General features: G+C 69.2%; 9 protein-coding genes. 1 reads left to right on the top strand and 8 read right to left on the bottom strand.

The window, feature by feature from the left end; genetic code table 11:
- Positions 1-595 (top strand): ShlB/FhaC/HecB family hemolysin secretion/activation protein (locus VGV13_03745; GenBank protein HEV8640192.1); only part of this gene is annotated, 595 nt, incomplete at its 5' end.
- 9 nt (positions 596-604) lie between these two features.
- Here VGV13_03745 and VGV13_03740 read toward each other — a convergent pair.
- The 8 genes from VGV13_03740 to VGV13_03705 form a co-directional block, all read right to left on the bottom strand.
- Positions 605-1,309 (bottom strand): DUF928 domain-containing protein, encoded by a 705-nt coding sequence (locus tag VGV13_03740; protein HEV8640191.1) that lies wholly within the window; start codon positions 1,307-1,309, stop codon positions 605-607.
- Positions 1,306-3,273, bottom strand: a complete 1,968-nt coding sequence (locus VGV13_03735; GenBank protein ID HEV8640190.1) for an adenylate/guanylate cyclase domain-containing protein — start codon at positions 3,271-3,273, stop codon at positions 1,306-1,308. The genes VGV13_03740 and VGV13_03735 overlap by 4 nt, the downstream gene beginning before the upstream one ends.
- A gap of 9 nt (positions 3,274-3,282) precedes the next feature.
- Complete coding sequence (locus VGV13_03730) at positions 3,283-5,589, bottom strand: CHAT domain-containing protein (protein ID HEV8640189.1); 2,307 nt, start codon at positions 5,587-5,589, stop codon at positions 3,283-3,285.
- A gap of 171 nt (positions 5,590-5,760) precedes the next feature.
- The gene (locus tag VGV13_03725) at positions 5,761-7,119 is read right to left on the bottom strand and encodes a response regulator (protein ID HEV8640188.1); all 1,359 of its coding nucleotides are present in this window, start codon (positions 7,117-7,119) and stop codon (positions 5,761-5,763) included.
- A gap of 162 nt (positions 7,120-7,281) precedes the next feature.
- A complete protein-coding gene (locus VGV13_03720) occupies positions 7,282-8,406 on the bottom strand; it encodes an ABC transporter permease (protein ID HEV8640187.1) in 1,125 nt (374 codons plus the stop codon).
- Positions 8,407-8,410: 4 nt separating this feature from the next.
- Positions 8,411-9,400 carry an ABC transporter ATP-binding protein gene (locus VGV13_03715; GenBank protein ID HEV8640186.1) on the bottom strand — a complete coding sequence of 330 codons (990 nt, stop codon included), beginning with the start codon at positions 9,398-9,400 and terminating at the stop codon, positions 8,411-8,413.
- A gap of 87 nt (positions 9,401-9,487) precedes the next feature.
- Positions 9,488-10,474 carry an efflux RND transporter periplasmic adaptor subunit gene (locus tag VGV13_03710; protein HEV8640185.1) on the bottom strand — a complete coding sequence of 329 codons (987 nt, stop codon included), beginning with the start codon at positions 10,472-10,474 and terminating at the stop codon, positions 9,488-9,490.
- On the bottom strand, positions 10,474-11,805 hold the full coding sequence (locus tag VGV13_03705; GenBank protein ID HEV8640184.1) for a pitrilysin family protein: 1,332 nt from the start codon (positions 11,803-11,805) through the stop codon (positions 10,474-10,476). The genes VGV13_03710 and VGV13_03705 overlap by 1 nt, the downstream gene beginning before the upstream one ends.
- Between the last annotated feature and the right edge of the window lie 182 nt (positions 11,806-11,987).

Below are 11,987 nucleotides of genomic sequence, written 5' to 3'. Positions count from 1 at the left end.
CCGCACCCAGAGGCAGGTCATCGCGGCGCGGTCGCGGTTCTCGGTGGGCATCGACGCGCTCGGCTCGACCCTGAACAATCACGACGAGCACGTCCCCGACAGCCGGTTCTTCGCCTGGCTGGGACAGTTCCAGTGGGTCCGGCGGCTTCCGATCCTCGATGCCACGCTGCTCTATCGCTTCGATCTCCAGCTCGCTGCCCAGCCCCTCCTGGTGCTGGAACAGATCGCGGCGGGCGGGCGCTACAGCGTACGGGGATACCGGGAAAACACGCTGGTCCGGGACAACGCGTTCTTGACGTCTCTGGAGGTGCGGGTGCCATTGATCCGTAATGTGCCCGGGGCGGACTACGTCGAGCTGGCGCCGTTCGTCGATTACGGGAGAGCCTGGGAGACGGCTCGTCCGACCCCGGACCCCCAACACCTCGCCAGCGTCGGGCTCGGTCTGCGCTGGGCGGCCACGTTCACGTGGCCGATTTCCCTGCGGCCTCAATTCGAGGTGTACTGGGGCAACCGCCTCGTTGACGTCAAGCCCCGGAGCGGGAGCAACCTCCAGGACAACCGCATCCACCTGCAGTTCGTTCTCGCCGCGTTCTAGGCGCGAGCCTTACTCTCCGATCTCCGGCAGACCCACCTGCGCCATCAACGCGGCGCGCTGCCTCCGCAGCGCTGGATCGTTCGGCGCCGTGTCGATCAGCTCCGAGATCGTCGCCAGAGCGTCATACCAGATCCCGGCCTCCGCGTAGAGGAACGGCACCGTCGCCTTGTCCGCCTGGGCCAGCCTGGCGCCGAGCCCCTCCGGGGGCGCGACCAGCTCGATCGCCCCTCCAGCCAGGATGTCCTTGGATCGCCGCCCCGAATCGGGAACCACGGCGACGTACCAGCGGTAGGCGACGCCCGGTACCAGCCGGACGCCGTGCTCGGCCAGGCGGATCCGGTGCACGCCGGCCTTCAGCGGCGGCGCGAGCCGTGTCTCCAAAATCGGCTGGGTGGCGCGTGGATCTACGATCGTGACCTCCACCGCCAGGGTGGTCGGGCTCGAGATGAACCAGTAGAGGGCGGGCTGTTCGCTGACGGTGAGTCCGGTGTGATCCGGCGCCAGTACCGAGAGGACGAACGTCTCCCGACCGGTCCCCCGCGTGCCGCCGCCCACGCGCCCGCCCGGCGCGCCGCGAAGAGGCGGCCGGTAGCTCGGGGCAGCCACCGCCGGCGCCGGCGTCGCCTTCTTCTCCTCTGATTCGGCCCGCGACATCGGCATCCCCACGACGAGCGCCACGAGCGAGACCTCCGCGACCACCTTCACGGCTCTCATGCCGGTCCCCCCTGACTGATCGGCCTGGACTGCGTTTGGGCCCGACCGATCACCCGATACACCCCGACTTTATGCGCTTTGCCCTTCAAACTCACGTCCCCCACCCGTTCCGTCTCGAACTCGTCGCTCACGTGGCTCAGCGTCGTCTCGCCGATGAGGATCCGGCAGGGGCTGTGTTCCGGATCGGGTGGAAACAGGTCCTTGTCGAAGCTCTCCAGCCTCGAGGCGGTGTTGACGGTGTCCCCGACCACGACGTACTCGGACCGCTCGGCGCTGCCGAGGGTGCCCGCGACCACAGGGCCGGTGAAGATCCCGATCCGCATGCCGGTCATCGCCTTGTCCGCCGCCCTCCAGCGGCGGTTGAGCTCGATCAGCGTGCCTTCCATGGCCAGGGCGCAATTCACGGCACTTACGGCGTCCTGGCGGATCTCGGCGTCGCTCCGGCGGGGAATGGGGACGCCGAAGATGACCACGATGGAGTCTCCGGCATACTGCCGGATGACGCCCCCGTGACGACTCACCTGCTGGGCCATGACGTCCATGTACTCGTTCAACCACTCCATGAGCGCCTCGGGGGAGAGCTTCTCCGAGACCGTCGTGAACCCCGTCAGGTCGGTGAACAAGGCGGTCGCGGTTAGCCCCTGGGAGCGCGGCCGCCGGCCGTCGAGAAACTGCTCCCGTTGCTGCCAGATCGTCGCGGCCACCTCTTTCGAGACGTGACGCGAAAAGAGCTGCATCAGCACGGCGCGCTGCACCGTCTCCTGGTACGACACGTAGGCGGTCACCACCGCCGCCGAGGCCAGCCCCCCGATCGCGGGAGGCACGAGCGGCAGCCACCATCCGGTCACGAAGGCCAGGAAGTCGAAGACGCCGAGGCCCAGCAGGGCGCCGCCTGCGGCGAGCGAGAACCGCCAGGGCGATCGCACTCGCAGACCGATCACCCCCCCCGCCGCGCTCCACAGCAGGATCCAGGCGGCGTCCTGCCATCCCCTCGGCGTGGCTGTCGGTCGCGCGCCTCCGAGACCGACCCGGAGCAATTGACTGACGACGTAGGCGTGGATGGCGACGCCGGCCACGTGCTGCTGCTCCTGGAGCCCGCGACTGTACGGAGTGTAGAAGAGGTCCTTGACGCTCTCGGCGGTGACGCCGATCAGCACGATCTTGTTTCGGACCGCATCATGGCCGACGGTCCCGGACAAGAGGCTGGTCAAGGAGACCGCGGGAAACGATTCGGTCCCGCCCCGGAAGTCCAGAAGGAATTGATACCCGCGGGAGTCGGCGCGGACGTAGGCGCCATCGCTCGATTCGAGCGGCCGTATGGTGGTCCGGCCGAGCCGGAGCTGCCGGGGATCCGCCTCGTCGGCTTGGGCGGTGACGCCCTCGGCCCCCAGATACAACAGCGCCAGTCGCAGGGCGAACGAGTAGGCCGCCGTCGTGCCGTCGTCCAGGAACAGCAGGCCCCGGCGCACGGTGCCGCCGGGATCGACGAGGATGTCGTTGAAGCCGACCTGGTCCGTGCCCTTGAGCGCCGCGGGCGGCGGGACGCCAGCCGACGATCCGTCTCCGAACTTCATGACCACGATGACGCGAGGATCGCGGGTCAGCACGGCGTCCAGTCGGTCTCGCCCCGGCGGCACCGCAACGTCGCGATAGATGTCGAGGCCGATGGCCTGCGGCTGGTGCCGGGACAGAGTCTCCACGGCCTGGGCCAGCACCCGATCGGACAGAGGCCAGCCTCCCTGCGCCTGCAGATCAGCCTCGGTGACCGTCACTAACAAGATCCGCGTGTCCGGCGCCCGATCGGACGGCCGCAAGCGGATGAACCAGTCGTAGGCGGCGAGCTCGCTGGACTCCAGGAGCCCGGCGCTGCGGAGACCGAGCACGCCACCACCGGCCAGAATGACGACGAGCCCGGCCGCGCCGAGTTTGGACGTCGCGAGGTTACGCCAGGACCCGACGGTCAACCCTCGCGGCTACAGCCAGTTGTTGATCAAGAGGAACGGCGACCAGAAGCCCGGATGCTCGTACCGGGGGTCGGCGAGGATCTTCATCTGGGCGCGCCGGAGCGCGCTGGCCCGCGAGATCGAGGGATTCCCGAGCTCCCGGTAAAACTCCGCCACCAGATCCGCCGACACGCGGTCATTGATGTCCCACAGCGTCGCCACCGCGCTCCGGGCCCCCGCCTTGACGGCCACGCCGGCCAGGCCCAGGGCGGCCCGATCGTCGCCGGCGGCGGTATCGCACGCGCTCAGGGTCAGCAGATCCAGAGGATCGTCGCGGAACTTGAAGACCCCCACCAGCTGGTCCAGACGGTCGATCGTCAGCTTGTCGTCGAAGGCGAGGAGGAAGGTGTCCCTCACGTCGCCTCCGAAGTGCCCGTGAGAGGCGACGTGAACGATCGTGAATCGCTCGTCCTTCAGCTCCTTTTCCAGCCTGGAGACGACAAAATCCTGGTTGAGGAGGTTCGTGCTTCCGAAGAGACTCCGGAGGGCGTCGAGCTCGACCGAGACGTTGGGCAACGGCGGAAATCCTTGCACGGGCTCGGTCACGCCGACGGCCAGCACCTTCAGGCCTTGCCGATTGATCGGCCGTGGATCGGTCAGGCTGAGGCCGGGCGTGATGGCCAGCGCGTACTTCTCCACCAGAAACTGCTTGCCGTCGTGCAGGGCGCCGACGGGAATCGTCCGGAGCGGGCCGTCGGGGACGAAGACCAGCGTATCGATCCTGAGAGAGGTCAGGTCCGCCTCCAGCGGCCGTACCAACCACTCGTAGAGGCGCTGCGCGTGAGGCAGGTATTCCCTGGTCGTCCGCTTCTCGAGCTTGCGGCGGAGCTCTCGCACCTCGCGCGTCAGGGCGGCCGCGCCCACCGGCACCGAGAATCGCTTCAACCCGGTGGGGAGGCTGACCAGCAGCTCCGTTCGATCCGGCAGGAGGATGGGATAGACGACGACCGCCGTCCGGGACACGACGTCGAGGCTGGTGGTCTTCGACAGCAGGGTATCGACGCAATCGTCCCGGAAGTAATCCCGGAGCTCGGCTGCCTTGAGCAGCTCGACGGCCTCCCGCGCCTCCACCAGGTACGCCCCGACCTGGTCACGATTCGGCAGCGAGGCCGCCCGCTGCAGCAGGAGATCCACCAGCTCGAAGTACACGGGGCCCACGGACTCCCGGAACGAGGTCTGCAGCCCCCCGTACGTGGCGGACAGCTCGGGGCGGATCGACTGGAGAGTGAGGACGGCGCGCCGGTAGGCCGCCAGCGCGTCATCGACGGTTCCCAGCTTCTTCAGTAAACGCCCGGCCTGCCATTGCCACCGGTAGAGCGATTCCGGCGCGTTCACCTGCTGGGCCGCGAAAATCGCCTTGCGCGTCAGCTGCAAGGCTTCCGCATATCGGCCTTCGTCCTCGTAGAGCCCGCCCAGATAGCCCCAGGCGTACGACGCCGTCCGGCGATCGCCCAGCGTCTCGGCCACGGCGGCCGCTTGATTGAGCGCGTCCGACCCCCGCAACGAGAGGCGAGCGCTCGAGCTCGGCAGCGCGGGCCGCAGATCGCGATAGGCCAGGCCGACGGTGGTCAACCCGAAGGCCGTGTCGTGGGACGGGTCCAGCTGCCGGAGAAGATCGAAGGCCGCGTCGAGGGAGGTCTCGGCTTCCTGGGGCTCCCCGTTCACCCGCAAGGCCCCGGCCGCGTTCGTCAGGGCCCGGGCGGTCAGTGGGCGATGGCCGGCGCGCTTCGCCAGGACGATACTCTCCCGGTAGGCCGCGATGGCCTCGGGGTACTTCTTGTTCATCGCGGACAGGTTTCCCAGGTCATTCAGGATGGCGGCGGCGAGCGCGGAGTCCCCGAGTCTCCTCGCCAGGCTCAGGCTGTTGGTCAGATAGCCCTCGGCCGCCGGCCAGGAGCCGATGGCGATGTGGGCGTTACCCAGGTCCGCCAGGACGGCCGCCATCCGCCCTCGCCCGCCCGACTTCTTCGTCAACTCCAGAGCCGCTTCGAGGGTTTTGATCGCCTGCCGGTACTGGCCGAGGGCCGCGTAGGCCCGGGCCAGAGGCATCAGCGCCGCCACCTGGGCGGTGGGCTGGCGCGACCGCTCATAGAGGCGGGCCGCTTCGCTCAGGCTCACCACCGCGTCGTCGAACGCGCCGCGCTCCAGGGCCTTCAGGCCCTGCTCGAGATGCTTGTCCGGAGGGACGGCGTCGGCGGCCCCGGCCGGGGGCGCGAACGAGAGAGCCAGGACGACCAGGCAGGAGCATACGAGGGCATGCAGCGGCTTGCGCGTCATCCAGTCCTCCCCCCAGGAGGCGCACCGGAGGCCTCCCCTGTGTCGTCGGCCCCTGGTGTTCCGGTAGGCGGGTACTCTACGGGGCGGCCCTCGGGAGAGTCAAGGTCGCCGAGGAGATCCGCGAATACCCGGCGCGGCACGGTCCCACGGCTCAGCGTCCCCTCGCTGCTCTCAGTGGTGCCGGCGCAACAGCCACGCGTGCACGCGCGAACGGAGGTGGGCCATCTTGAGGGGTTTGGTCAGGTAGTCGTCCACGCCAGCCGCGAACCCCGCCGCCGTGTCCTCGGGCTCCGCTCGTCCAGTGACGAGCAGCACCGGGACATCACGAAGCTGGGGATCCGGCTCGGCACGCAGGATGCGGCAGACCTCCAGGCCGTCGCGCTCGGGGATCCGCCAGTCCAGGATGATCAGATCGGGCCGCTCGGCCCGGGCCAACGCGAGGGCCGCATCGCCGCTGCTCGCTGACAGGAGGCGAAACCCTTCGGGCTCCAGCGCGAGGGTCAGCATGTCGACGACATCGGGGTCGTCGTCGACGATCAGGATGGTGGGCACACGAGACCGAGCGCTGGCGGACTCGGTCAGCGCGGCCGGCTTCAGCACCTTCGCCCTCCCCGGCGCGAGACGCTCCGGCAGCTCCACCACGTGTCCCTCGGCAGCCGCGAACACGACGAGGCGGCTCCGGGCGGCGGCGACCCGTTGACGACAGGCCTCCACGAGGTCGTCCAGCGCTTCGTCGCTTCGCAAGGGATCATGGTGGAACAGCGCCAAACGTTTGACCCCCGCCGCGAGGGCGAAGTCGACGGCCAGCTCGGCCGGGGTGTGCCCCCACGCGAGCTTCTGGGGATATTCGGCCAGGGTGTACTGCGCATCATGGATCACGAGGTCGGCGCCGGCAAGAAACCGGATATGCCGCTGGTCCTCGTGATGGACCGGTGACGGCTTCCGGGCGCCCCGTTTGCCGGCGCCCCGCCGTTTGCCGGCGCTCGGATGGTGAGGCGAGTGTGGCTCGTGGTCAGTGGCGTACACGACCGCTACCCCCCCGACCTCCAGGCGATAGCCCGAGGCGAGTCCTGGATGGTTCAGGTAGTGGGTCCCGATGCGAACAGCCCCAATATTGAAGGCGCCCTCCGCCAGGTCGTGATAGCGAACAGTGGCTCCCAGCTGCTCGAGCGTGATGGGAAAGTACGCGTACTCCATCTGGCCGGCGAGCGTCTGCGCCAGCCGTTGGCTGAGCCCCTTCGGAGCGTAGACATCCCATTCGGCATCCGGGACGAACAGCGGAGCAAAGAACGGGAATCCCTGGATGTGGTCCCAGTGCGTATGGGTGATGAGGAGGTGGCCTCGCAAGGGGCGCTCCCCGGACGCCACCAGCGCTTGCCCCAACTCGTGGGCACCGGTACCGCAGTCCAGCACGATGAGCGTGCCATCGTCCGGCCGCACCTCGACACAGGACGTGTTGCCGCCATACCGGAGCGTGGTCGGCCCCGGCTTCGGCATCGAGCCCCGCGTACCCCAGAAGCGAATACGCATGGCGCCCTCCGTCCACCGCCTGGGAGTGCTCGGTCTCCCGCCTGTCGAATCGCCGCCGATCCGGGAAGGATAGTACCGCCGTCAGGCCCCGTTGCCCAAAGACTTGGGAAGGTCTGGGCTACACCCCCGGGTCGGCGAGGAGCGACCGCGAGCTGTGAAGCCTCACCCCAGCTGCTTGCGGAAGCGCACGATGGCCAGCGTGAAGATCACCAGGCCGAAGATCCCCAGCGGCACCAGATTCGGCCACAACAGATCGAGCCCGATGCCCTTGAGCACGATGCCGCGGACGATGCGCAGGTAGTACGTCAGCGGGATCACGGCCGCCAGATACTGGGCCCCGCGCGGCATGCCCTCGATGGGAAACAAGAGCCCCGAGAGATAGATCGACGGCAGGAAGGTGAGGAACGCGAGCTGCATGGCCTGGGGCACGGTGCGGGAGGCGGTGGACACGAAGATCCCGGTGCCCAGCGTGCCCCACATGAAGAAGAGCGACAGCGCGTAGAGGAGCACCAGGCTCCCGCGAATGGGCACGTCGAAGACGAAGCGCGCGACGACAAGCGCCATCGTCATCTGGCCGTAGGCCACGAAGAGATTCGGGATGATCTTGCCCAGCAGGAGCTCCCAGCGGCGGATGGGGCTCACCACGAGCGCTTCCAGGGTGCCCTTCTCGCGCTCGCGCACCACCGACACCGCCATGGCCGTGATGGTGGTCTGCATGAGCAGGGCGCCGATCAGTCCCGGCACGATGAAGATCGCCGAGACGAGGTCCGGGTTGTACCAGGCCCGCACCCTGAAGTCGATCGGTGGCGACTCGCGGCGGAGGCGGGTGCCCTCCGCCGTCTCCGTCAGGATCTGGAGCGAGCGCTGGGCCGCCAGCGCGGTGGCCGCATTCATGGCAGAGGTCGCCACCATCGGATCGGAGGCGTCGATGACCACCTGGATCTCGGCGGCCCGGCGGCTGAGTCGCCGGGCGAAATCGGGCGGGATGACGATGCCGACCTTGGCGGTGCCGTCGTCGATCATCCGGGTGAGCTCGCGCTGGCTACGGGCCCAGTGGCGCACGTCGAAGTACTGGCTGTTCTGGAGCGCCTCCAGGAGCGTGCGGGCCTCCACGCTGCCCGACTGGTCGAACACCGCCGTGGGGACGTGCTTGACGTCGGTGTTGATCGCCCAGCCGAAGATGAACAGCATCACCACCGGCACGAAGAGGGCCAGCGTGAGGGCCAGCGCGTCCCGCCGGAGCTGGATGAACTCCTTGGCGATGATGCCGTAGAGCCGGCTGCCCATCGGGTCAGGGCCCCGGCGAGGCCAGCGCCCGGAGCTGCTCCCGGACGCGGGCCTTGCGGTCCTTGTCCACGAACGAGACGAACAGGTCTTCCACCGACGGCTCCACCGCGCGCGCCCAGCCGACGCGGACGCCCCGGGCCCCCAGGAAGCCCGTCACCGCCGCGGCGTCGGGTCCGCCCGGGGCCACGATCACCCGCAGCCGGACGCCGATGCGGGCGACTTCGTCCACCGCGTCCCACTCCGCGAGCGCCTCGGCGGCCGCGCGCAGCGGGTCGGCCTCCAGCTCGATCACCGAGGCCGTGAAGGCCTCGGTCTTGATCCGGGCCGGGCTGCCCTCGGCGATCAGCCGGCCCTGGTAGATGAAGCCGAGCGTGTCGCAGAGCTCCGCCTCGTCCATGTAGTGCGTGGTGACGAGGATGGTGGTCCCCTCGTCGGCCAGGTGGCGGATGAGCGCCCAGAAGGTGCGGCGGGAGACCGGGTCGACGCCGGCCGTCGGCTCGTCGAGGAAGACCAGGCGCGGCGCGTGGACGAGGGCGCACACCAGCGCCAGCCGCTGCCGGTAGCCGCCCGACAGCTCGCCGGCCAGCTGACGCTCGCGGCCGACGAGATCGGCCAGGCGCAGCATCCGCTCGATCCGGGACGACCGCTGGGCGCGCGGCACCATGTAGAGGCGGGCGTAGAAGGTGAGGTTCTCCTGCACCGTCAGGTCGTCGTAGAGCGAGAAGCGCTGCGACATGTACCCGATCACGGACTTCACCCGCTCGGGGTGGCGGCGGAGATCGATCCCCAGCACGGAGCCCTCCCCCTCGGAGGGCTCGAGGATGCCGCACAGCATCCGGAGCGTCGTAGACTTGCCGGCGCCGTTGGGACCGAGAAACCCGTAGAGCTCCCCGGCCCGGACGGTGAGGTCGAGATGATCGACGGCGACGATCCGGCCGAAGCGCCTGGTGAGCCCGCGCGTGACGACGGCGGGCTCGGCTCCCGGAGTGACCACGCTAGTGCCGTTCCAACTATTCGCGCCTAGGAAGGCACCGTGTACGTCGTTCGTGGACAGATTTAGTATCAACAAGTTGGAACGGCACTAGGGGTGGATCTCAGCGTCGGCGGGCATGCCGGGCTTCAGCACGCCGTCCGGGTTGCGGACGGCGATCTTGATGCGGAACACCAGGTTCACCCGCTCCTTCCGAGTCTGCACGTTCTTCGGCGTGAACTCGGCCTCCGAGGCGATCTCGCTGACGGTGCCGGCGAAGGCCCGGCCCGGGTAGGCGTCCACGGTGATCCGCGCCTCCTGCCCGAGCTTGACGCGCCCGATGTCGATCTCGGGCACGTAGGCACGCACCCACAAGTCCCGGGGATCCATGAGCGTGAGGATCGAGACGCCCGGGTTCACCGTCTCGCCCACCTCCACGTTCTTGCGCAGGACGAGCCCGGTGATGGGCGACACGAGCCGGGCCTCGGCCAGCCGAGCCTGCGCGAGGGTTAGCGCGGCCCGCGCTTCCGCGACTCGGGCCCGCGCGGCCTCCACCTCGTGCGGGCGGGGGCCGGCTTCCACCAGCGCCAGCCGCTCGCGGGCGGCCACCTCGTTCGCCACCGCCACCTCGTACGCCTGCTGCGCCCGGTCCACCTCCTGGGCGGCGACGAGATCCTTCCCGAACAGCTCGCGCACGCGCCGAAGCTCGCGCTCCGTCCACTCCCGCGTGACGGTGGCGTTGCGCAGCGCTGCCCGCGCCTGCTCGATCTCCTGCTGGCGCGGTCCGGCCAGGAGGTCGCGGAGCTGCGCCTCGGCGGTCGCCAGCGCCGCTTCGGCGCGGCGGACCTCGGCGGCCAGCTCGGTGTCGTCCAGACGGGCCAGGAGCTGGCCGCGCTCGACCGGCTGCCCCTCCCGCACCAGCAGCTCGACGACGCGGCCGGTGATTTTCGCGCTCAGGTCCACCTGCGTGGCCTCGACGGTGCCGGTGACCGAGAGGGCTCCGGTGTCGCCATTCAGGCCCCGGACGGCCCAGGTCGCGACGAGGGCGATCGCGACGGCCAGCGCCGCCAGGGCGGCCAGCCTGAGCGCTTTCACCATCAGGGCCTGGGCAGGAGGATGCCCACATTCTTCCGGTCGGCCGGAAAGTAGGCGCGAGCGACGCGCTGGAGGTCGGCGGCCGTGACGGCGCGGATCCGCGGGACGTACGCGTCCAGGAGCCGGTAGCCGCCAATGGTCTCGAAGCGGGCCAGCAGAGAAGCGCGCCGGTAGACGGAGTCCTGCTGGAAGACGAAGCTGGCCTCGATCTGGTTCTTCGCCCGCTGCAGCTCCTCGTCGGTCACCGGCTCGCTCTTGAGCCGCTCCATCTCGGCCAGGAGCTCCTTCTCGAGCGTCTCGGGGGTCTGGCCGGGCATCGCCGTCGCCCAGAACCAGAAGAGGCTCGGGTCGAGCGAGAAGTAGGGATAGTCGCCGCCCGCCTCCAGCGCCAGCTGGCGCTCGTAGACGAGATGGCGATAGAGCCGTGAGGCCCGGCCACCCGACAGCACGGTGGAGAGCACTTCCAGCGCGGGGGCGTCGTCTGACTTCTGGTTCGGCACGTGCCAGGCGAGATAGACGATCGGCAGCTGCGCTTGCTTGCTTACGACCACCCGGCGCTCCCCGTTCTGCGGCGGCTCCACGGCGCGCACCGGCGGCGGCTCGGAGCCCCGGGGGATCCCGCCGAACCACCGCTTGACCTTGTCGAGCACGAGGGGAGCCTTGAAATCGCCGGCCGCGACGAGGATCGCGTTGTTGGGAACGTAGTAGGTGCGGTAGAAAGCGCGGATCTCGGCGGGCGTGACGCGCTTGAGGTCCTCCATCCATCCGATGATGGGAAAGCCGTAGGGGTGGGCCTTGAAGGCGAGGGAGCTCACCTCCTCGCCCAGGAAGCCCTCGGGGTCGTCCTCGGTGCGCGTGCGGCGCTCCTCGATGACGACCTCGCGCTCGGCTTCGATCGCCTTGGGATCCAGCAGGAGGTTGCGCATCCGGTCCGCCTCGAGGTCCAGCACGAGATCGATCTTCTCGGCGGCGATGTTGACGAAGTAGGAGGTCAGGTCCTGGGCGGTGAAGGCGTTGTCCTGGCCGCCGTTCTGCTCGACGAGCCGGGCGAACTGGCGGGGACCGTGCTTCGGCGTGCCCTTGAACATCAGGTGCTCGAGGAAGTGGGCGAGGCCGGTGGCCCCGCGCGCCTCGTTGCGGGAGCCCACGTGGTACCACACCTGCACGGAGACGATCGGGCTCCGGTGGTCCTCGAGCAGGAGCACGCGCAGGCCGTTCGCGAGCGTCGTCGCCAGGACCTCGGCCGTGCCGCGCGAAGCCTCGGCGGCGACGGACACCGCCCGGGGCGTCAGGGCCGCCAGGAGCAGGGCGCACGCGATGATGAGGCGAATCACGCTCCGATTATAGCCTCCGGCCGAGGGCTCAGTCGGGCCGCGCGCGGAAGGCCGAGCGGATCGGCACCGGCGGCGAAGAAGGCGCTGGCGAGCGGCTAGTGCCGTTCCAACTTGTTGATACTAAATCTGTCCACGAACGACGTACACGGTGCCTTCCTAGGCGCGAATAGTTGGAACGGCAC

This window comes from Candidatus Methylomirabilota bacterium, assembly GCA_036001065.1.
Classification (GTDB): Bacteria; Methylomirabilota; Methylomirabilia; order Rokubacteriales; family CSP1-6; genus MNEF01.
The sequence above is the reverse complement of the archived record's forward strand: the minus strand, read 5'-3'. Positions and strand labels throughout refer to the sequence as shown.

What these genes read in the sequence shown, in the direction of transcription:
- VGV13_03730 (HEV8640189.1), bottom strand. Translation starts at nt 5,589, where the DNA reads ATGACGCGCAAGCCGCTGCATGCCCTCGTATGCTCCTGCCTGGTCGTC.
- VGV13_03720 (HEV8640187.1), bottom strand. Translation starts at nt 8,406, where the DNA reads ATGGGCAGCCGGCTCTACGGCATCATCGCCAAGGAGTTCATCCAGCTC.
- VGV13_03725 (HEV8640188.1), bottom strand. Translation starts at nt 7,119, where the DNA reads ATGCGTATTCGCTTCTGGGGTACGCGGGGCTCGATGCCGAAGCCGGGG.
- VGV13_03710 (HEV8640185.1), bottom strand. Translation starts at nt 10,474, where the DNA reads ATGGTGAAAGCGCTCAGGCTGGCCGCCCTGGCGGCGCTGGCCGTCGCG.
- VGV13_03740 (HEV8640191.1), bottom strand. Translation starts at nt 1,309, where the DNA reads ATGAGAGCCGTGAAGGTGGTCGCGGAGGTCTCGCTCGTGGCGCTCGTC.